This window comes from Mesorhizobium mediterraneum (assembly GCF_002284565.1).
Lineage (GTDB): Bacteria > Pseudomonadota > Alphaproteobacteria > Rhizobiales > Rhizobiaceae > Mesorhizobium > Mesorhizobium mediterraneum.
The window spans coordinates 848,677-868,626 of record NZ_NPKI01000015.1 but is presented as its reverse complement, the minus strand read 5'-3'; the positions used below and the strand labels follow the sequence as shown (position 1 = coordinate 868,626).

Genomic DNA, 19,950 nt, shown 5'->3' with positions numbered 1-19,950 from the left:
TGGCCTTCTAGGCGCCAACCGATGCAGGCCGCGTGGCCGGCGGCAATTCAGCGCTTGCCAGTCGCGCGGCGACATAGTCCTTGACTTGGCGCAGTGCATAGTCGCGCGAAACGCTGCCGGGTTGCAGGCCAAGCCGCAGCCATAGCCCGTCGATCAGCGTGGTGATGCCGAAAGCGATATCGTTTGCGTCAGCTTCGACAACAAGGCCACGCAGGCCGGACAGCAAATTCGACCGCATACGGCTGTGGATCACGCGCTGAATGCGTTTCAATTTTTCATCGCGCGGCACCTCCGCGCATAGCGAGAGCCACGCATGACAAAGCGACGGCTGGAAGAAATGCGGCTCGAAATTGCCGTCGATCACGGCGTCGAGCCTTTCCATAGGCGTATGCGCGCCTTTCAGCCGTGCCACCACCGCATCACGCAGCACCAGGTTCGACTCGCGCATCGCGTGTTCGAACAGCTCTCGCTTATCCCTAAAATAATGCAGGACAATGCCTTTCGACGCGCCGGCCTGCGCCGCGACCTTCTCGATCGTCGCGCCGGCTATGCCTTCCCGCTGAAGCACGGCGAATGCTGCCTGGCGCAGCTCCTTGCGGCGGATGTCGCTGAGGCGGGTGAGTTTCATGATCGGTCCCAATGCAAATGCATATTGACATTCTAGTCCACCGAGATCAACAATTGACCAGTGGGACAATAATCAGACCAAATGGTCAACAACGGGAGATATCAGAATGCTTCGCACCTTTTTTCTCAGCATGCCCTTGTGTGTTCTGGCGCTTGCGCCGCAGGTGAGCCAGGCCGCGGAACCGGAACAATGCAGAGCCGTCCGCATGGCCGAGCCTGGCTGGAACGATCTCGCCTTCACCACCGGTGTCGCCTCCGTCCTGTTCGACGCCCTCGGCTACAAGCCGCAGAGCACCCTGCTTGGCATAGACGTCATCTATGCCGCTCTGAAGAACAATGATCTCGACGTCTTCCTCGGCTATTGGGACCCGGCCATGGTCGCCAATTTTGGCCCGTACAAGCAGGATGGCTCGGTCGAGACTGTGCTCATCAATCTCGAAGGCGCCAAATACACATTTGCCGTTCCAACCTATGTCTGGGAAGCAGGCGTCAAGGACGTGGCCGACCTCAAGAAGTTCGCCGACAAATTCGGAAACAAGATGTACGGCATCGAACCTGGATCGAACCAGTTGATGATGGACGCCATCGCCGATCCGAGCCTGGGTCTGAACGGATGGGAAGTCGTCGAGTCGAGCGAAGCCGGCATGTTGTCGGAGGTCGGATATCGGATAAAGGAAAAGAATTTTGTCGTCTTTCAGGGGTGGGCGCCGCATCCGATGAACACGATGTACGACTTCAAATATCTGACCGGCGGCGACAAATTCTACGGGCCCAATTTTGGCGCGGCGACCGTCAGCACCCAGGTGCGCAAGGGCTATCTGGAAGCCTGTCGGAACGCAGCGCAGCTCTTGAAGAACCTCAGCTTCGACATCGAATTCGAGAATACCGGCATGGGCTACCTGATCAATGACGGCATGGCGCCGCTCGATGCCGCCCAGAAGGCAATTTCGGAAAATGAGGCAAGGCTCGACGCCTGGCTGCAAGGCGTTACCACCTTCGACGGCAAGCCGGCACTCGATGCCGTGAAGGCAAAGCTCGGCCTGTGAACTCAGTAATGCAGGACGGATGGGCCGGCCGCAAGCGAAGTGTCGCTATCGGCGGGACCGCCATGGCCTATATCGAGATCGGCGGCGCCGAGCCGCCGCTTGTCCTCATCCACGGCTTTACCGACACGAGCCGCAGTTTTTCCCTGCTCGTCCCTTATCTGGAAGGCCGCCGCCTTATCATCCCGGACCTGCGCGGGCACGGCGCCTCGCAGGCCGGGACGAGCCGCCTCGGGCCGGCCGATTTCGCCGACGACCTTGCCGCGCTCATTGCCAGGCTGCAGCTCGTGCAGCCGGTTCTGGTTGGACATTCGCTGGGCAGCATGATTGCCATCAAAACGGTCTCACGGCATCCGGCTTTGGCCGGCGGGCTGGTGCTGCTCGCCGGCACGCTGCAGCCCGAAATCCCCGATGCGCATCCGATGGTCGTCGGGGTGCAATCGCTGCGCGACCCGATATCGCCGACGGACCCGTTCTATGCCTATTGGCATGCCTGCGAGGCGGATGTGCCACGGGATTTCCTCGCAATGGCGGCGGCAGAGGCGTCGACCATGCCCGCGCCACGCTGGCGCGTCATACTGGAGCAGGTGCGCCGCACCGATCTCACGGCGGCTGCGCGAAGCGTCAAAGTCGATACGCTGATCGTAAACGGCGGGCGCGATCCCCTGTTCGACAGCATGCATCGGAAGCGGCTGGTGGAAGCCTTTCCCACAGCCGCAGTCGTCGAAGCCGCCGATTGCGGCCACAACCCGCACTGGGAGGATCCGGCGCTGATCGCCCAGTTGATCTCTGCACATTTTCCGGCACACAGAGAGCCGAGGCGCATGAGCCAGCCATGAAGCTGCCGGAATATGCGGCGCTCGATGCCGTTGCGCTGTCCGAACATGTTCGCTCCGGCGACCTGTCCGCTGCCGAGGTCGTTGAGGCGGCAATCGAGGCGATCGCAAAGATCAATCCTGTCCTCAACGCAGTGACACTGGTCGATGCCGAAGGCGCTCGCTCCAGCGCAAGGAGCCTGGACCAGAACTCACGTTTAGCCGGCGTTCCTTTCCTCATAAAGGATACCGGCATCCACACGGCGGAGTGGCCGACAACGCATTCCTCTGCCTATTTCAGGGATGCCGCGCCCAAGCCCGATAGCGAGATCGTCCGGCGATGGCGGACGGCCGGCCTGGTCTTCGTCGGAAAAACGAACACGCCGGAATATGCCAACGACTTCGTGACCGAGCCGGCCTTCCGCGGGCCGACACTCAATCCCTGGAATCTGACAATCACGGCTGGCGGGTCGAGTGGTGGGGCTGCTGCCGCCGTCGCAAGCGGCATGGTGCCGGTAGCGCATGGCTCCGATATCGGCGGATCGATCCGCGTGCCGGCGGCCTGCTGCGGCTTGTTCGGCCTAAAACCTTCCCGCGCCCTTAATCCTCTCGGCCCTTATCGCGGCGAGATCGGAGCCGGACTCCATGCCGAGAACGTGCTTTCGCACACGGTCCGCGACAGCGCCGCCATGCTGGATATGACCGCCGGCCCGGAACTGGGGGCGCCTTACCGCGTGTCCAGATCCGTGCCCTCCTATTTCGACTGGCTGCGCACGCCGAGCGAACGCCTGCGCATCGCCTGCTTGGGACGGCGAGCCGATGGCACTGATGTCACGCCCGAAATCAAGGCCCGTTTTCTGGAAGCCATGGCGCTGCTCGAGGAGCTGGGGCACGAGGTGGAGGAAGCATCGTTTCCACCCGAGGTCGATTGCGGCGACGGCTGGAGCCTCCTTTGGATGTCGGAGATCGGCCTGACCATCCGGGAACGAGCCGAGGAAATCGGCCGCATGCCGGGAAACGATGAAATCGAGCGACTGAGCCGCCACGCGCTGGAGCGCTTCGAACAAGCCTCGGCGGCCGACTTCATCAACGCGCAGAGTTGCGCCCATCGGGCATCCTTCGCCATGGCGAGGAAATTCGATCGGTTCGATCTGATCATGACGCCGACCACGGCCGAATTGCCGCCCCGCCTAGGGGAGATCAACGGCAACGGCGCGCATTTCGACTATGAGGAATGGGCAAACAGGGCCTACGGATTCGCGCCCTTCACTGAAATCTTCAACGTCACCGGACAGCCCGCCGCCAGTCTTCCGCTCTTTCAGTCCAACAGCGGCGTGCCAATCGGAATCCAGCTCGTTGCCCGCCAGAACGAGGATCACCGGCTGCTTCGCATTGCCCATGAGCTGGAGCAGGTAACGCAATGGCCGACGCGGCATCCGCCGATCTGGGCGGCGGACTGTTAGGATCAGCGGCTATTGGCGTTCACAAGAGGGATCGCAGCCCCAAGAGGCTGCCTTCTGATCAGGATGATTGCCGAGAAAGCCAGTATGCCGAGCATGCCGACCGCCGCGGTCAACCAGAGCGACGGCTGGACGCCCATGCCCGCCATCGCCATGGCAAGGGCAAAGGGTGCAAGCGCTGACGAGAACTGACGCGCGGCAGTCACCCAGCCGAGCCGGGCGCCGTAGCGCTCCCGCCCGAACAGTTCCAGGGGCAGCGTGCCGCCGACGATGCTGGCGAGGCCCGAGCCCAATCCAAACAGGATGACGAAGGCGATGGCTCCGGCCACCGATGGTGTCGTCGCCAGCAGCACGACAAGGCCGAGCGGCAGCAAGGTCGCGCCGATGACCGCGAGCCAGGTCTGCGCCAGCCGGCCGCCGAACAGCATGTTGATCAGCCGGCTCGCCACCTGGGACGGCCCGAAAAGCGTGGTGACGACAAGCCCGGCGGAGCCAAGCCCGAGCGCCGTCGTCAGCGGGACCATGTGAACGAGGATCGAGGACAGCACGAAGCCCTCGATCGCGAAGCCGCCAAGCATGAGCAGAAACACTCTGCTGCGGTCGCGCGGGGCAATCGCACCGCCTGCCGGCCCGATGGCCGCAGGTATCGGTGAAGCACTTTCATCTGTCCGATGCGACAGCCGCGCCAGCCAGGCATGGATCGGCAGGCAGATGGCGACATTGATGCCGGCAAAGACCAGGTAGACCTCGCGCCAGGTCAGGTATTCGTGCAGTGCCGCCGTCAGCGGCCAGAACAGCGTGGAGGCGAAGCCGGCGATCAGCGTCAGATGGGTGATGCTTCGCTGCGCCCTGGCTCCGCCGACCTGGACGATCGCCACGAAAGCGGCGCTGTAGAGCACGAACGCGGACGCCAGTTCCATGGCCATCAACGCCAAAACGAAGGTCACCCGACCGGGTGCTAGCGCGCAAGCGACAAGCGCTGCCGCCGCGGCTGCCGAGCCAAAGGTCATCACCCGGCCGGCGCCGAAACGATCGGCCCAGCGCCCGGCTGTCGGGGCAAACAGGCCACCCACCAGCAGCGACGCCGACAAGGCGCCGAAAACCCATTGTTCCGGCCAGGCGAACTCGAGCGCGATCGACGGCACCAGGATGCTAAAGCTGTAATAGAGCGTGCCGTAGCCGATGATCTGCGTCAGCCCCAACGCCCAGAGTGCCGCAGCCGGGATCTTCCGGTCGCTCATTGAGCGGCATCCGCAATCTCGAGATCGCCGCTGCGCACTGCTGCGATCGCTTGCGTGCTGCCGCAGCCGCAGCCAGACTTGCCGCTCGCCTTTGCCTTGGCGTCGTCGACACAGCAGGCATCGACAGCAGCCGGCGCTGGTCCGCCGCAGCAACCGTGGGACGACGTGCTTGAAAGCGATACCGGCACCGTGCAAACGCCGGTCTCGGGCAACACCAGCTGCACGGCATCGGCCGCTTCCATGTCGCCGGCGATCGCCGCGGCGACCGAGCGGACCTGCTCGTAGCCGGTCAGCAGCAGGAACGTCGGCGCCCGGCCATAGCTTTTGACGCCGACCGTGTAGAAATCGGGCTCGGGGTGGCTGAGCTCGCGATGACCGTGCGGCGGGACATCACCGCAGGAGTGTTCATTGGGGTCGATGAGCGGCCCCAGCGCCTTGACGCCTTCGAGCCACGGGTCGAGGTCCAGCCGGAGCTCCCGGGTCAGTGCAAGGTCGGGGCGCTGACCGGTCGCGGCGATGACCCTGTCGACGGGTCCGAGCGTGCGCGATCCATCCTTTGTCTTGCCTTCGACAACCAGCCGGCCGTCGATCTCGCGAATGGCAACCGTGGCAAAGCCCGTCACCAGCCGCACGCGTCCGCTCTCGGCGAGATGCCGGACATCCGAACCAAGCTCGCCCCGCGCCGGCAGGGCGTCGGCATCGCCGCCGCCATTGATACGGACAAGGTCGGTGCTGCGCGTCACCCATAGTGCCGACGTGCCCGGCTCGGTTTGCGCAAGCCTGTCCAATTCCAGCAAGGCGTTGGCGGCGGAATGGCCGGCGCCCACCACCAATGTCGTGCGGCCTGCATAGAGATGACGGTCGCGGCCGAGAACATCCGGGATGCCGTAGGCGATGCGATCTCCGAATTCCCTCTCACCTTCGGCCGGCAAGCCGCCGGCACCGAGCGGATTCGGCGTTTGCCATGTGCCGGACGCGTCGATGACGGCACGAGCGCTGTCCCGGCGCGTGCCTTGCGCCGTTTCGACCAGAAGCATGAACGGCCGCGTCTCGCGCGCCTTGCTCAACACCTTGTCGGCGCCCCACCGGGAAATGCCGACAACGCGGGCATTGGTCTCGATCGACGGCGCCAGTTCGGGGAGCTTTGCGAGCGGCGCGAGATACTGGCCGACGATCTCATCGGCTGTAGGGAATGCCTCCGGCTCCGGCATTTGCCAGCCGTGGCTCTCGAGAAGTTTTCGGGCGACCGCATCGACACAATAGCGCCACGGCGTGAAAACCCGCACATGGCCCCAATCCAGAAGGTTCGAGCCGACCGCGGAACCCGCCTCGTAAACCCTGACCGGAAGGCCGCGGCTGACAAGTTGGGCCGCTGCGGCCAGACCGACAGGTCCGCCGCCGATGATGGCGACCGGGAGATTACTATTGGGAGCCATGACGCACCTTCTATGCTTCTAGGACTATAGAAATATTGGCCAAAAAAGAGTTACGCAGCCGCCTCGCCGACCGCCGGACCGCATGCAGCGTCGGCACAACATTCGTCGGCAAGAAAGCCGAGCAGATCGTTCATGACGGGGTAATTGGCACGGCAGATCAAGGTCGTTGCCTGGCGCTCCTGGGTAACCAGGCCGGTCAGGATAAGCCGGTGCAGATGGTGCGACAGGGTTGACGCAGCGATGCCGAGGGTTTCCTGCAGATAACCGACGGGTCGTCCGGTTTCGCCTGCCCTCACCAGCGTGCGATAGAGGTTGAGCCGCGTTGGATTGCCGAGCGCCTCGAGCTGTTTTGCTGCTTGTTCGAGTTTCATGGAAATAAGGTAGCGCCGGAAATACGTGGCGTCAACCCTATTTCGAAAATTCTCGAATTAGTCGTATACCGGTATCCAACCCCGATCGCTTGTGAGACCGATCAGGATAATCCTGCATCCGGCTACGACGCCGAAGAGCGGCAATCACCTCAGATCGACCGCTGACTGACCCGTTTGGCAACCTCTTCAGCGCTTTCGACGCGCTCGGAATAACGGTCCGTGAGATAGGCGGATCGATTACGCAGGAGCAGCGTGAACTTCATCAGCTCCTCCATCACATCGACGATCCGGTTATAGTACGGTGACGGCTTCATGCGGCCAGCCTCGTCGAACTCATTGAAAGCCTTGGCCACCGACGACTGGTTGGGGATGGTGACCATCCGCATCCAGCGGCCGAGGATACGAAGCTGGTTGACGGCGTTGAAGCTCTGCGAGCCGCCGGAAACCTGCATCACCGCGAGCGTGCGGCCTTGCGTCGTCCTGACGCCGCCAGCCGAGAGCGGCAGCCAATCGATCTGCGCCTTCATGACTCCCGTCATCGAGCCATGCCGCTCGGGCGAGCACCAGACCTGCGCTTCCGACCAGACCGACAGGTTTCGCAGCTCCTGGACTTTGGCGTGGTCGGCCGACGTCGAATCCGGCAGCGGCAGGCCAGCGGGATTGTAGATGCGCACCTCGGCGCCCAGGCGACGCAAGATGCGAGCGGCTTCCTCCGTCGCCAGCCGGGAGTAGGACCGCTCGCGCAGCGAGCCGTAGAGCATCAGCACGCGAGGCTTGTGGATCGACCGCGGCACGTCGAGCAGCGCCTGCAGGTCGATCGGCCGGAACTGGTCTTCGTCCACGTTCGGCAAGGAATCTTCGGGTATCTGGTCAGGCAACGCGCTTGCCCTGCTCGTCGATGACGACTTCGCCGTCTTCCTTGGTGAACGGCCCGATATCCGGGTTGGGCAGGATGTCGAGAACCGCTTCGGACGGCCGTGCGAGCATGGTGCCGAGCGGCGTGACGACAATCGGCCGGTTGATCAGGATCGGATGCTTCAGCATGAAATCGACGATCTCGTCGTCGGTCCATTTGGGATCGCCGAGATTGAGCTCGGCGTACGGCGTGCCCTTCTCGCGCAGCAATTCGCGCGGCGTCATCCCCATCGCCGCGATCAGCTCGACCAGCCGTTCGCGCGACGGCGGGTTCTTCAGATACTCGATCACCTCAGGCTCTTCACCCGACTGCCTGATGATGGCGAGCGTGTTGCGCGAGGTGCCGCAGTCGGGGTTGTGATAGATGGTGATAGTCATTTCGCGGCTCTCATCTGTCTGATTGGTTTAGGCTCGGTGAGCAGCCATCCTGCCAAGGCCATGGCAAGCAGCGCGCCCAGAAGTTCGGCGACGATAAACGCCGGCAAATCCATCGGCCGGATGCCCGCGAATGTGTTGGAAACCGCCCGCGCAATGGCGACCGCTGGATTGGCAAACGACGTCGAAGCCGTGAACCAATAGGCCGCGGTGATGTAGAGCCCGACGAGCCAAGGGATGGACTCCGAACGGAAGCGAAGGCCCGCAAGAATGGTGAAGACCAGACCAAAGGCGGCCACCAATTCGGCAATCCATTGTCCGTTTCCGGTCCGCACGGTTTGGGAGATCTGAAAAATCGGCAGTTCGAACATGGCGTGCGCCAGCAACGTTCCAGCGACGCCGCCGACAATCTGGGCCACGATATAGGCCAAAGCCGTGGTCGCGTCGATTTCGCGCCTCAGCGCAAAAACCAGCGTCACTGCCGGATTGAAATGCGCCCCGGAAATCGGTCCGAGTATGGTGATCAGCACCACCAGGATCGCTCCGGTCGGCAAGGTATTGCCGAGCAAGGCAAGACCCGCATCATCCGTCAGCCTGTCGGCCATGATGCCGGACCCGACGACCGTCGCGACTAGCATTGCCGTGCCGAGCGCTTCCGCGACAATGCGACGGGGCAGGTCAGCCGCCATGGTTAGCCCACTTTCGGCAGATCGCGGCCAATTTCATCCAGCCGTTTCTGCAGGGCGAGCTTGTCGATCGTGTTCATCGGCAGGCTGACAAAGATCGAGATCCGATTGTTGAGCATGCGGTAGGCTTCGGCAAAGGCCAGGTGCTTTTCGGCGTCCGTGCCGTCCACGGCGGCCGGGTCGGGCACGCCCCAATGCGCCGTCATCGGCTGCCCCGGCCAGACCGGGCACGATTCATTGGCCGCGTTGTCGCAGACGGTGAAAACGAAATTCATCTCGGGCGCACCGGGAGCTGCGAATTCCTGCCAGTCTTTCGAACGGGCGAAGGACGTGTCGTGGTTGAGGGTTTTCAAAAGCTGGAGCGCGTAGGGATGGACCTCTCCCTTCGGGCGCGATCCGGCCGAATAGGCCCTGAACTTGCCGGCGCCGACACGGTTCAGAATCGCCTCGGCGAGGATCGACCTTGCCGAATTGCCGGTGCACAGGAAAAGAACGTTGTATGGCTCACTCATGGCGTCCTTCTAACAGTTGCAGGTCACCGCCTGGATGACCGGCTGGCAGAGCTCCGGCGCACCGTTGCAGCAATCCTCCATGAGATAGGCAAGCAGATCGCGAAAGCCGGTCATGTCGGCGACGTAGCGGATTGTCCGGCCGTCGCGCTCTGCGCGCACGAGGCCGGCATGGTCGAGAACCTTCAGATGCGCCGACATTGTGTTTTGCACCGTACCGAGGCGCGAGGCGATCTCGCCAGCGGGAACACCATCTGCGCCCGCCCGGACCAGCAGGCGAAACACTTCGAGCCTGGTGTCCTGGCCAAGCGCTGCCAATGCGAGAAGAGCGGTGTTCTTGTCCATGTATCCTAGAATCCGGAATTATGGATGTATATGGCCGGCATATGACAGTGAGATGACGATTGATAGTCAAAAATCGTCTTTGCGGACTGCAATGGTCCGCATCCGGCAAAGACGACCTGGATCCGGAAGAACCGGTCCTCGGTCGTGCTGCCTAGTTGCGCAGGTTGAACACGAAGGGCGCCGTGCGACTTATCCGCGAGCCGAGTTCTGGCGGCGGCGTCGGCACTTTGGCACCTTGCAGCGCGCTGAGCGCCGCACGATCGAGGTCGGCATCGCCGGAGGAACGAGCCAGCCGGGCGGATAGGACTCGGCCGGATCCGTCGACCGTAAAGGTGACTTGCGGACTACCCTCCGCGCGCCGGGCTTTCGCCGCCCTCGGATAATCCGTGTGCCGCCTGATCCATGCACCCAGGCGCGAGTCCCACTTGGATGAGTCGCCGCGTCTCGAGGCCGCCGCTTTGGCCGATTTCGGTGCGGCCGCCCTGGTTGCGGGCTTCGCAGCGACACTGGCCGTTGTCCGGGGCGGTGCGGCTTTCTCCTTTTTCGGGCGCTGTCTGGCCTCTTTGACTGGTTTCTTCGCCTTGACCTCAGCCGGCTCCTTCACCTTCGCCTGCTTCTTTGGCTTGGCCTCGACGGGTTTGTCGACCGGTTTCGGCTGAGGCAGCGGAATGACCACGTCCGGCGTGACGGCCTCGGCAATATCAGGCACGACCTCCTCGAGCGGCGGCTGGTCGACCCGTTCCGCCACGGTCGGCGGGGTGGGCTCGATTGCATCGGCCGGAGCGGTTTCCGACGGCTCGACGACCGGCTCTGCCTGCTCGACGGGCGGTTCGGGCGGAGGCTCCGTTTCGGCTATCTCGGGCTCCTCGGCCGGATCCGGCTGATCGGGCGTCACCTCGTCCGGTATCGGGGCCGGCATGGCCGGCGTGAACGCCATCGGCGACAATTCGATCAGCTGCGCCTGCGGCGGCCCGCCATCGGGCGCGGCCGGCCGCCAGCCCTGCATCGCATAGCCGATAGCGGCATGCGCCACCAGAACCAGCGCAGCCGCGCCCGCCCACCATGCCATCTCACGCATGCCGAAGCGGCGCTGATCGGCCATAGGCAGGGCGGCCGCCGGCGACATTATTGGCCCGTTCCGTCTTGCGGCGCCGCGGCATCGCCGGGCAGCGTCTCGAGGCCGACCAGCGCGATCTTCAGATAGCCGGCGCCGCGCAAAAGGTTCATCACCTCCATCAGATCGCCATAGCCGACCGCCTTGTCGGCACGCAGGAAGATGCGCGTCTGCCTGTCGCCTTTTGTCCTGCCGACGAGCGTGGCGGCGAAAGTTTCGCGCGGCACGGTATCGTTGCCGATTGCCAGGCTGAGATCATCTTTTAGCGTCAGGAACAGCGGCGTCTCCGGCCGGGGAGCCGGCGTCGCGGTCGAGCCGGGCAGGTCGACATTGACGTCCACCGTCGCCAGCGGTGCCGCGACCATGAAGATGATCAGCAGGACCAGGATCACGTCGATGAACGGCGTGACGTTGATCTCGTGGTTTTCCTCGAGATCGCCGTCGATGTTCTCTCGAATTCTAGCCGCCATGGCGTCGCTCCGTGTTCATTCCGCGGCCATCGACTTTGCCGGCGCGACCGTGCGGAAATCGAGATCCCGGCTGACCAGCCGTTCGACCCCCGCCGACGCATCGGCAAGGATCTGCCTGTAGCCGGCTATCGATCGCGCAAAGACGTTGTAGATGACCACCGCCGGGATCGCCGCGACAAGGCCCATCGCGGTGGCCAGCAAGGCCTCTGCAATGCCCGGGGCAACGACCGCGAGATTGGTGGTCTGCGCCTGCGAGATGCCGATGAAGGCGTTCATGATGCCCCAGACGGTGCCGAAAAGGCCGACAAACGGCGCGGTCGAGCCGATCGTCGCCAGCACGCCGGTGCCGCGCGACATGCGCCGCGCCGCCGCCGCCTCGATGCGCGACAGTCGCGAGGTGACCCGTTCCTTCAGCCCGTCGCCGGACACATGGTCGAGCGAGCCGGCCGAAAGCGCTGCCTCTTCCTCCGCCGCCCGCACCAGCAGGGCGCCAGGACCACCATTGTGGCCAAGCGCGCGCCCGGCCTGGTTCAGCGTGGCGGCATTGCCGATGGCTTGTGCCGCGCGGCGTGCGCGCAGCTTGCCGCCAAGGATCTCCAGCGACTTGGCCAGCCATATCGTCCAGGTGACGAAGGACGCGAATGCCAGCCCGATCATCACCGCTTTCACGACGATGTCGGCTGCCATGAACATGCCCCATGGCGACAGATCATGCGGCAGGGTCAGGGACGTCGCCGCCGAAGGACCAGTCTCGATGGGTGTGGTCTGGGTGGGCGTGGTCACGCCGGGCTGCGTCACCTGCGGCACGACGGCGTTTGGCGCGGCCTCCGCCGGCGGCGCGGGAGCGGGCGCCTCGATCGCCGGAGCCGCGCCCGGTTGCTCCTGGGCGGCCGTGCCCGGTTGCTCCTGGGCGGCAGTGCCGCCGGCCGACAGGATGACGGATGCGACCAACGCGGCGAACAAACCATGTCTGGACAAGGGCTTCTTCCTCATTCTCACAGTGGCCTCATTGCACATAGCCGATGGGCTGGCCGGTGACGGGGTGCGCGAACACACCCATTTCGACACCGAAAATTCCTTTGAGCACGTCGCCCTGCATGATCTGGTCCGGCGTGCCGCGCGTCAGCAGCCTGCCATCCTTCAGCGCGATCAGTTCGTCGCAGTAGCGCGCCGCCATATTGGGATCGTGCAGCACCACGACGACGCACAGATCGCGTTTGCGGCTAAGAGCCCTGACCAGCCCCAGCACCTCGACCTGATGGGCGATGTCGAGCGCCGAGATCGGCTCGTCGAGCAGCATGACGCCGGCATTTTGCGCCACCAGCATGGCCAGCCATGCGCGCTGGCGCTCGCCGCCGGACAATTCGTCCACCAGCCGGTCGGTGAAGTCAGCCATGTCGGTCAGGACAAGCGCCTCGTCGACATGGCGCCTGTCCTCATGCCCGAAGCGGCCGAGCGCGCCATGCCAGGGATAGCGCCCGAGCGTCGCCAATTCGCGCACGGTGAGACCGGTCGCCGCCGGCGTCGTCTGCGGCAGATAGGCGAGCGCGCGGGCGAGCTCGCGCGCGCCCCACTGCACCAGCGGCCGCTGCGCGAAGGTGATGCCGCCCGAGCTTGCCGGCTGCTGGCGCGCCAAGAGCTTGATCAGCGTCGACTTGCCCGAGCCGTTGTGCCCGATCAGCCCATAGACGCGCGAGCGTTGCAGCTCGAGTGTGACAGGACCGAGCAGCGTCCGCTCGCCGACAGCAAAGCGCACCGCATCGACATGGAAGGCAGTCTGGGCATGTGTTCCAGCCACGGTGTTGGCCTCTCTTCGGCTTCGCGCGCGCATTTCCGAAATCGGTTTCGGCAATCCGGTTTTCGGCGCCGATGCCCGGTTGACTATGAAACATGACTTTACTAGTCAACAATGAAGATGACTTTTTGAGTCAACAAAATGTCGTGACGCGCCGGATCTGCGTCGAAATTCGAAAAAGTAGGGCTGGCCGAGATGGTGAGTGGTTCTGGTCGCGGAAGAATCCGGTATGAAATGCCTGCGCGCCGAAACCTGCTGATCGCGGCGATGTCGCTGCCTGTGCTGCTTGGCGGCGGCCATGCCGTCGCGCAGGAGGCGACCACCACTCTCGACCCGATCAATGTCCAGGAACGCGTCGAAAGCGCCTTTGGAACGGTCGACGGCTATGTCGCCACCCAGGGCTCCACCGCCACCAAGACCGACACCCCGCTGATCGAGACGCCGCAGTCGATATCGGTCGTCACCAGAGACCAGATGGAAGCGCAGGCGGTGGACAGCCTGAACAGCGCGCTGCGTTATACTCCAGGCGCCAGCGGCAATCTCTACGGCACCGACAATCGTGGCCACGGCTTGCAGATGCGCGGCATTTCGAACTCCAGCGGCGTCTTCTACAAGGACGGGCTGCAGCTCAAAGAAAGCAATTTCACGCTGTTCACCGCGCTCGATTCCTACGGCGCCGAACGCTACGAAATCCTGCGCGGGCCGGCGTCGGTTCTTTACGGCCAGGCAAGTCCTGGCGGCATCATCAATTACGTCAGCAAACGCCCGACCGAGGAGAACCTCCGCGAGGTCGAGCTCGGCGCCGGGAGCTTCAACCGCTATGAAGGAAAGTTCGATTTCAGCGGCGCAGTCAACGCCGACAAGTCGCTGCTGTTCCGCCTCACCGGCGCCGCCCATATGGGCGACACCCAGACAGATTTCGTCAAGGACGACCGCATCTTCATCGCCCCGGCGCTGACCTGGCAGCCGGATGCCGATACCAGCCTGACGATACTCGCTAATTATCAGCGCGATCGCTCCGGCTGGGCGATGCAGTACCTACCGGCATACGGCACGATCAGGCCGGGTAAGGACGGGAAATATCTGCCGAACAGCATGTTCGTCGGCGAACCGGACTTCGACACCTACAACAATGACCAGGCGTCGATCGGTTACGAGTTCGATCACCGCTTCAACGAGACATGGCAGGTTCGCCAGCATGCCCGCTATGTTTATCTGAAGCACTATGAGGAAGGCGTCTTCGGAGGCGGGCTTCTGAATGATGAGGGCGACTATTCCCGCTATGCCGATGCCGGCGGCACCAGGCTCAGCGGCGTGACCATCGACAACCAAGCGCAAGCCGATTTCGATACCGGGCCGCTCGCCCACACGCTGCTCATTGGCCTCGACTACAAGCGCTACACCTATCGCGACGATGCCTCCAGCAACGATATGATCGGCGACGATTTCAATATTTTCGACCCGGTCTATGGCTACCCGGTCGGCGAAATGACGCCCTATACAGACACCGACACGACTCAATCGCAGGTCGGCCTCTATGCGCAGGACCAGATCAAACTGGGCAACTGGCGGCTGACGCTCGGCGGACGCCAGGACTGGGCGGACTCGAAAGTCTACGACAATCTGGCCGGCGCTTTCGATCCCCGCCAGAAGGACAACGCCTTCACCAGCCGCGCCGGCCTGCTTTATCTCGCCGACAACGGCCTTGCCCCTTATGTCAGCTATTCCGAATCGTTCCAGCCGGTGTCCGGCCCCGACAGCAACGGCAATCCCCTCGTCCCCGAAACCGGCAAGCAGTACGAAATCGGCCTGAAATATCAGCCGGTCGGCTGGAACTCCTTCGTCACCGTTTCGGCCTTCGACCTGACCCGGCAGAATGTCGTGCGCTATGACGGCGTTGGCCGACCCGACGACATCTTCCAGACCGGCGAGATCCGCTCGCGCGGCATCGAGCTGGAAGGCGTTGCGAGCCTTGATTCCGGCTTCGACCTCAGGGCGGCCTACACCTATCTCGACACCGAGATCACCAGTCCGACCAGCATCAACGGGGATGGAACGAGCAACCAGGGCAACACGCCTTTCGGCGTGCCGACACACGCGGCCTCGCTGTGGGCGAACTACACTGTCGGCAGCGGCAGGCTGGAGGGCCTCGGGCTCGGCGCCGGCATCCGCTATGTCGGCTCGACCTACGGCGACGACGCCAATACGTTCAAGGTGCCGGCCGTCACGCTCGTCGATGCCGCGCTCCACTACAAATGGCAGAGCGCCGAGCTGAACCTCAATGTCAGCAATCTGTTCGACAAGCGCTATGTCGCCTCCTGCTTCGCAGAAAGCTTCGGCTGCTTTTATGGCGAGGGGCGCCGGATCAAGGGCTCGGTGAAGTACACATGGTGACCCTCGCGTGCAGGCCCGGACCCAATTGGCACCCCTGACGCGGCGCCGATGCCTTGCCGGCCTGGCCGCGACGAGCCTCGGTCTGCGCGGCGATCTGGCGCGTGCGGCACCGCCGCCGCGGATCGCCTGCCTCGAATGGACCTCGGCCGAGATGGTCATCTCGCTCGGCATCGGGCCAGTCGCGGTCGCCGACGTCAAGGGTTACCGCGACTGGGTCGTGGGTCCGGCTCTTCCCGCCGGCTGCATCGATCTCGGCTCGCGCGGCGAGCCCAATCTCGAGCTGCTCCTGGAACTCAAGCCCGACCTGATCACCGGCGCCTATGGCTTCGGGCTCGACGAAGCTCCGTTCAAGCGGATCGCGCCAGTGCACACCGTGCCCTTCTACGACGGTGCCGAAGCGCCTTATCGCCAGGCCGAAATTGAAACGCTGAAGCTTGGCTCGCAGCTCGGCCGCGAGGCTGAGGCGCAGCGGCTTATCCAGGAGACGGCGGCGGCAATCGCCCAGATCAGGGCACAATTGGCAGGACGGGCAAAGCAGCCGCTCGCTGTGGTCAGCATGTTCGACGACCGCCACGTCCGTGTTTACGGCAAGGGCGGTCTGTTCCAGGACGTGCTCGACAGGCTGAGCCTCACCAATGCCTGGACGGCGCCGACCGATGGTTGGGGGTTTTCCATGCTGGGCATCGAAGAGCTGGTTGCGATCGGCGAGGCTCGCGTGATTTCCCTCGATCCGATCCCGCCGCATGTGAAGATCAGGATCGACCAAAGCAGCCTCTGGGCGAATCTTCCCTGCGTCAAAGCCGGCAACGTAAGGACAATCCCGCCGGTATGGCCGTTTGGCGGACTTGCCGCCGCTGCCCGTTTTGCAAATTTGCTGGTCCGGGCATGACCGTCATGCAGTCCACGGCCGGCCCTCGTGCTCGTTTCGTGGCAGGCGGCTGGATGCTCGTCGCCCTCGTCGGCGTGCCGGCGGTGCTCGCGGCATATCTCACCGCAGCCGGGCTTTTGCGCCTGTTGCCCGCCGACATGTGGTGGCAGTCGCTCGGGGCGACGGACTTTGCCGATCCGCGGCAGCTGCTTTACCGCGATGCCTTTCTGCCGCGTCTGGCGATCAGCCTGCTGGCCGGCGCGGCGCTCGGCCTGACCGGCACGCTGCTCCAGCAGGTGCTGCGCAATCCGCTCGCCGAGCCGACGACCATCGGTACCAATGCAGGCGCGACCGTCGCCCTGACGATCGCCACGCTCTACGCGCCGTGGATGCTGGAGCAAGGTCGCGAATGGGTGGCGCTCGCCGGCGGCGCCCTGTCGACGCTGGCGGTTTTGGCGCTGGCTCAGGGCCGGAGTTTCTCGCCGGTCGCGATCATCATTTCCGGCCTGGTGGTCAGCCTGACATGCAGTTCGGCGAGCGCTCTGCTGATGGCAGCCAATCGCGAATATTCCGAGGAGCTTTTCATCTGGCAGAGCGGTTCGCTGATCCAGAACGGCGACGCCGTGGTGCTCGGCTTCGCGCCATGGCTCGCGGTGGCCGGCATTGCTGCCTTCGTTCTGCTCCGGCCGCTACGGCTTCTGGACCTGAGCGACGAGGGTGCGGAAAGCCTCGGCACGAAACCCGTGGTGACACGGCTGGCCGGGATGACTGTCGCCGTCGCGCTGAGCAGCATGGTGGTCGCAGCCGTCGGCGTCATCAGCTTCGTGGCGCTTGCGGCGCCGGCGCTGGTCAGGCTCGCCGGCGCACGGACCTTGCGCCAGCGCATGATCTGGGCGCCCCTAGCGGGCGCCGCGCTGTTGTGGCTGACCGACCGGCTGGTGCAGGTCGTGCCGTTCACCTCCGAAATCCCGGCAGGCGTGGCGACTGCTTTCCTCGGTGCGCCGCTGCTGTTTCTTCTCCTGCCGAAATTGCGCACCAGCCCGGATCGGGACGGCGCCATGCTGTCTTCCGTGCGCAGGCGAAGCGGGTGGGTCTATCTGCTGGCCGGCCTCCTCGCGATGGCGCTTCTTCTCTGCGCCGCGCTTGTTGTCGGGCGAGGCGCGGCCGGCTGGCACGTGGCCTCGGCCGCCGAACTTGCCGACCTCCTGCCGCTCAGGGCGCCTCGCATCGCCGTCGCAGTTTCCGCTGGCATGATGCTGGGCGTGGCCGGCACGCTGATGCAGAGGATGACCGGCAATCCGATGGCGGCGCCCGAGGTGCTGGGTGTTTCCGGCGGCGCCTCGCTAGGCATCCTGCTGCTCTTCGTCGCGACTTCTGATGTCAGCCGCCCGGCAATGATCGCGGCCGGTCTCGTCGGGGCTCTGGCCAGCCTGGCGATGATTTCGCAGACCGGCCGCCGGCAACCCATCGCGAATGATCGGCTGCTGCTTTCCGGTGTCGCCGTGGCGACGATGGCATCGGCATTCTCGGCGGTGCTGCTCGCCAGCGGCGATCCTCGGCTCGATACGCTCATCGGCTGGCTATCCGGCTCCACCTACCGGGCCACCGCCGCCGATGCCACAATCGCAGCTGTGACGGCAATTGCTCTGCTGGCCGTCGTGCCCCTCACAATCCGCTGGCTGGAAATCCTGCCGCTTGGAGAAGCCGCCTCGCGCGGGCTCGGGCTTAGCCTTTTTCGCGTTCGGGTCATCCTCCTGGTGCTTATTGCGGTGCCGACGACAGTAGCCACGCTTGTCATCGGACCGCTGAGCTTCGTCGGATTGATGGCGCCGCACCTGGCCCGCATGCTCGGCTTCCAACGCGCCTTGCCGCCGCTTTTCGCATCCGCGATCGTTGGCGGGATGATCCTTGTTTTGGCCGACTGGGCCGGCCGGACGCTCATTTTCCCATGGCAGATTCCGGCGGGCCTGCTGGCTGCCCTGGTCGGAGGGCCTTATTTCATGGTGCTGATGTGGAAAGGCCGGCAATGAGCGCTGGCCTTCGCACCGTCAAGCGCTACCGGCTGGCGGCCAGATAGCGTCGGAAGATCCCACTGTTAGCCGGCTCCGTTAGGGATCAGCACACGACCACGCCCTGCCGCGAATTTTAGTGGCGGCACCACCCTATGTTTCCGAAGACAGATCGCAAATTCACGAAACCGGTTTAGTAAAGCGGTTTACAAACCCTGTTGCCTATGCTGAACTCTCGGCTGTTGGGAGAAGTCGATATGAGGGCCGCAGACGTTTGCACTGTTGAAGGAATGTGGCCGAGCCTCCGATGAAAAAGCCCGCTGCATCGACGATCAGGAATGTGGCGCACGCGGCCGGCGTCTCGGTCACCACCGTGTCACGTCACCTGAACGGCCGTATCAAGCTGCCCGCGGAAACCAGCGAGCGCATCAGAGCCGCCGTGGCGAAGCTGGAGTATCGCCCCAACGCCATCGCGCGACGCCTCAGCAAAGGCCGCAGCGAAACCATCGGCCTGATCGTTTCCGACATCTCCTACCCATTTTTCGCCGCCATCGCGAGTTCGGCGGAAGAGGAAGCGAGCCGTCTCGGCTATAGCCTGGTGATGTTCAACAGCCGCAACATCGCCGCCAAGGAACTGGCCTTCCTGTCGCGCATCGACGACGCACAGGTGGACGGCATCCTGCTGATGACCAACCATCCGGACGATGGCGCGCTCGTCGAGAAGATCAATGCCTGCAGCAACGTCGTCCTGGTCGACGAGGATGTTCCGGGCGCCATGGCGCCGCGACTGTTTGCCGATAACCGTCTCGGCGCCCAGCTTGCCACCGATCATCTTCTGGCGCATGGGCACGAGACGATCGCCTTCGTCGGCGGCCCGCCGGCGCTGCTCAGCAGCAGGGAACGGTTCGGCGCCTTCAAGGACAGTCTCAAGAATAGCGGCCTGAGGGTGAATCCCGATCACGTCTTCTTCGGCGACTACGACGAACAATCAGGCCTGCGTGCCATACTGCAGTTCGCCGCACTCGACAATCCGCCGACCGCCATCTTCGCCTCCGCCGACATGCTGGCGCTGGGGATTTTGCAAGGCTGCCGCAAGCTCGGCATCACCGTGCCGGCCGAGCTGTCGCTGGTCGGGTTCGACGACATCCGCAATGTCGATCTTCTCGATCCGCCGCTGACGGCCATCCACCAATCCGCCGAGGAATTCGGGCGCCGGGCGGTTGGCCTGCTGATCGACCACATCAACGGCGCCGAGATTCCGGACGTGGCGCCGGTCGCGGTGAAGCTTGTCGTGCGCCACTCCGTGGCCGCGCCGCGCAAGGCGCATTGGAAACTGGCAGGAAACGCCTCAGCGGAAAATCGACCGCCGGCAAGAGTGGGAATCTAGGCCATGATCCCGAAAAGATCATGGCCAAGAAAGACAACAGAGACGGATTAAATCCGCGAAGACATGCAGTCACCATCAACAATGGGAGAA

At 63.9% G+C, this 19,950-nt stretch carries 20 protein-coding genes; 7 read left to right on the top strand and 13 right to left on the bottom strand.

All coding sequences use genetic code 11. From position 1 onward, the window contains the following. Positions 1–7: 7 nt before the first annotated feature. Positions 8–628 carry a choline-binding transcriptional repressor BetI gene (gene betI, locus CIT25_RS13730; RefSeq protein ID WP_095485011.1) on the bottom strand — a complete coding sequence of 207 codons (621 nt, stop codon included), beginning with the start codon at positions 626–628 and terminating at the stop codon, positions 8–10. Between the two features lie 130 nt (positions 629–758). Between betI and choX the strand changes: the two genes are divergently transcribed. Genes choX through CIT25_RS13715 form a run of 3 tightly spaced genes read left to right on the top strand, consistent with a single transcriptional unit; the run spans position 759 to position 3,948 of the window. After that, a complete protein-coding gene (gene choX / locus CIT25_RS13725) occupies positions 759–1,673 on the top strand; it encodes a choline ABC transporter substrate-binding protein (protein ID WP_425351744.1) in 915 nt (304 codons plus the stop codon). A gap of 8 nt (positions 1,674–1,681) precedes the next feature. Next, positions 1,682–2,509: an alpha/beta fold hydrolase gene (locus CIT25_RS13720; RefSeq protein ID WP_095485009.1), complete on the top strand. Its 828-nt coding sequence runs from the start codon at positions 1,682–1,684 to the stop codon at positions 2,507–2,509. Next, positions 2,506–3,948: an amidase gene (locus CIT25_RS13715; protein WP_095485008.1), complete on the top strand. Its 1,443-nt coding sequence runs from the start codon at positions 2,506–2,508 to the stop codon at positions 3,946–3,948. The genes CIT25_RS13720 and CIT25_RS13715 overlap by 4 nt, the downstream gene beginning before the upstream one ends. 2 nt (positions 3,949–3,950) lie before the next feature. On the opposite strand, the gene arsK is transcribed toward CIT25_RS13715, so the two are convergent. The 12 genes from arsK to CIT25_RS13655 all read right to left on the bottom strand — a co-directional run bounded on the left by arsK (position 3,951) and on the right by CIT25_RS13655 (position 13,205). After that, complete coding sequence (gene arsK, locus CIT25_RS13710) at positions 3,951–5,186, bottom strand: arsenite efflux MFS transporter ArsK (protein ID WP_095485007.1); 1,236 nt, start codon at positions 5,184–5,186, stop codon at positions 3,951–3,953. After that, positions 5,183–6,622, bottom strand: coding sequence for an NAD(P)-binding domain-containing protein (locus CIT25_RS13705; protein ID WP_095485006.1), 1,440 nt, complete (start codon positions 6,620–6,622; stop codon positions 5,183–5,185). Before CIT25_RS13705 ends, arsK begins: the two co-directional genes overlap by 4 nt. A 50-nt stretch (positions 6,623–6,672) precedes the next feature. Beyond that, positions 6,673–6,993, bottom strand: coding sequence for an ArsR/SmtB family transcription factor (locus CIT25_RS13700; RefSeq protein ID WP_095485005.1), 321 nt, complete (start codon positions 6,991–6,993; stop codon positions 6,673–6,675). A gap of 149 nt (positions 6,994–7,142) precedes the next feature. Beyond that, positions 7,143–7,844 (bottom strand): arsenical resistance protein ArsH, encoded by a 702-nt coding sequence (gene arsH / locus CIT25_RS13695; RefSeq protein ID WP_425351743.1) that lies wholly within the window; start codon positions 7,842–7,844, stop codon positions 7,143–7,145. A 19-nt stretch (positions 7,845–7,863) separates the two neighbouring features. Next, the gene (arsC, locus tag CIT25_RS13690) at positions 7,864–8,286 is read right to left on the bottom strand and encodes an arsenate reductase (glutaredoxin) (protein ID WP_095485004.1); all 423 of its coding nucleotides are present in this window, start codon (positions 8,284–8,286) and stop codon (positions 7,864–7,866) included. After that, on the bottom strand, positions 8,283–8,972 hold the full coding sequence (locus tag CIT25_RS13685) for an aquaporin (protein ID WP_095485003.1): 690 nt from the start codon (positions 8,970–8,972) through the stop codon (positions 8,283–8,285). The genes arsC and CIT25_RS13685 overlap by 4 nt, the downstream gene beginning before the upstream one ends. A 2-nt stretch (positions 8,973–8,974) precedes the next feature. Next, complete coding sequence (locus CIT25_RS13680; RefSeq protein ID WP_095485002.1) at positions 8,975–9,481, bottom strand: arsenate reductase ArsC; 507 nt, start codon at positions 9,479–9,481, stop codon at positions 8,975–8,977. A 9-nt stretch (positions 9,482–9,490) separates the two neighbouring features. After that, positions 9,491–9,823 (bottom strand): ArsR/SmtB family transcription factor, encoded by a 333-nt coding sequence (locus CIT25_RS13675; protein WP_095485001.1) that lies wholly within the window; start codon positions 9,821–9,823, stop codon positions 9,491–9,493. Between the two features lie 151 nt (positions 9,824–9,974). After that, positions 9,975–10,949 (bottom strand): energy transducer TonB, encoded by a 975-nt coding sequence (locus CIT25_RS13670; protein WP_095485000.1) that lies wholly within the window; start codon positions 10,947–10,949, stop codon positions 9,975–9,977. Further along, a complete protein-coding gene (gene exbD / locus CIT25_RS13665) occupies positions 10,949–11,407 on the bottom strand; it encodes a TonB system transport protein ExbD (protein ID WP_095484999.1) in 459 nt (152 codons plus the stop codon). Before exbD ends, CIT25_RS13670 begins: the two co-directional genes overlap by 1 nt. Positions 11,408–11,422: 15 nt before the next feature. Next, entirely contained in the window at positions 11,423–12,385 is a 963-nt protein-coding gene (gene exbB, locus CIT25_RS13660) for a tonB-system energizer ExbB (protein WP_095485132.1), read from the bottom strand. Between the two features lie 28 nt (positions 12,386–12,413). After that, positions 12,414–13,205, bottom strand: coding sequence for an ATP-binding cassette domain-containing protein (locus CIT25_RS13655; protein ID WP_164547083.1), 792 nt, complete (start codon positions 13,203–13,205; stop codon positions 12,414–12,416). A 231-nt stretch (positions 13,206–13,436) separates the two neighbouring features. Between CIT25_RS13655 and CIT25_RS13650 the strand changes: the two genes are divergently transcribed. The 4 genes from CIT25_RS13650 (at position 13,437) to CIT25_RS13635 (ending at position 19,860) form a co-directional block, all read left to right on the top strand. After that, positions 13,437–15,596 (top strand): TonB-dependent siderophore receptor, encoded by a 2,160-nt coding sequence (locus CIT25_RS13650; protein ID WP_245329837.1) that lies wholly within the window; start codon positions 13,437–13,439, stop codon positions 15,594–15,596. 7 nt (positions 15,597–15,603) lie between these two features. Continuing rightward, on the top strand, positions 15,604–16,485 hold the full coding sequence (locus tag CIT25_RS13645; protein ID WP_245329836.1) for an ABC transporter substrate-binding protein: 882 nt from the start codon (positions 15,604–15,606) through the stop codon (positions 16,483–16,485). Between the two features lie 53 nt (positions 16,486–16,538). Further along, positions 16,539–18,494 carry a Fe(3+)-hydroxamate ABC transporter permease FhuB gene (fhuB, locus tag CIT25_RS13640; RefSeq protein ID WP_167391052.1) on the top strand — a complete coding sequence of 652 codons (1,956 nt, stop codon included), beginning with the start codon at positions 16,539–16,541 and terminating at the stop codon, positions 18,492–18,494. A gap of 286 nt (positions 18,495–18,780) precedes the next feature. Beyond that, positions 18,781–19,860 (top strand): LacI family DNA-binding transcriptional regulator, encoded by a 1,080-nt coding sequence (locus CIT25_RS13635; RefSeq protein ID WP_095484995.1) that lies wholly within the window; start codon positions 18,781–18,783, stop codon positions 19,858–19,860. Positions 19,861–19,950: the final 90 nt, after the last annotated feature.

Coding starts and splice junctions, on each gene's coding strand:
- CIT25_RS13715 (WP_095485008.1), top strand. CDS start 2,506: ATGAAGCTGCCGGAATATGCGGCGCTCGATGCCGTTGCGCTGTCCGAA.
- CIT25_RS13700 (WP_095485005.1), bottom strand. CDS start 6,993: ATGAAACTCGAACAAGCAGCAAAACAGCTCGAGGCGCTCGGCAATCCA.
- CIT25_RS13675 (WP_095485001.1), bottom strand. CDS start 9,823: ATGGACAAGAACACCGCTCTTCTCGCATTGGCAGCGCTTGGCCAGGAC.
- exbD (WP_095484999.1), bottom strand. CDS start 11,407: ATGGCGGCTAGAATTCGAGAGAACATCGACGGCGATCTCGAGGAAAAC.
- CIT25_RS13635 (WP_095484995.1), top strand. CDS start 18,781: ATGAAAAAGCCCGCTGCATCGACGATCAGGAATGTGGCGCACGCGGCC.
- CIT25_RS13685 (WP_095485003.1), bottom strand. CDS start 8,972: ATGGCGGCTGACCTGCCCCGTCGCATTGTCGCGGAAGCGCTCGGCACG.
- choX (WP_425351744.1), top strand. CDS start 759: ATGCCCTTGTGTGTTCTGGCGCTTGCGCCGCAGGTGAGCCAGGCCGCG.
- arsC (WP_095485004.1), bottom strand. CDS start 8,286: ATGACTATCACCATCTATCACAACCCCGACTGCGGCACCTCGCGCAAC.
- CIT25_RS13720 (WP_095485009.1), top strand. CDS start 1,682: ATGCAGGACGGATGGGCCGGCCGCAAGCGAAGTGTCGCTATCGGCGGG.
- CIT25_RS13670 (WP_095485000.1), bottom strand. CDS start 10,949: ATGTCGCCGGCGGCCGCCCTGCCTATGGCCGATCAGCGCCGCTTCGGC.
- CIT25_RS13705 (WP_095485006.1), bottom strand. CDS start 6,622: ATGGCTCCCAATAGTAATCTCCCGGTCGCCATCATCGGCGGCGGACCT.
- betI (WP_095485011.1), bottom strand. CDS start 628: ATGAAACTCACCCGCCTCAGCGACATCCGCCGCAAGGAGCTGCGCCAG.
- CIT25_RS13680 (WP_095485002.1), bottom strand. CDS start 9,481: ATGAGTGAGCCATACAACGTTCTTTTCCTGTGCACCGGCAATTCGGCA.
- CIT25_RS13650 (WP_245329837.1), top strand. CDS start 13,437: ATGCCTGCGCGCCGAAACCTGCTGATCGCGGCGATGTCGCTGCCTGTG.
- arsK (WP_095485007.1), bottom strand. CDS start 5,186: ATGAGCGACCGGAAGATCCCGGCTGCGGCACTCTGGGCGTTGGGGCTG.
- fhuB (WP_167391052.1), top strand. CDS start 16,539: ATGCTCGTCGCCCTCGTCGGCGTGCCGGCGGTGCTCGCGGCATATCTC.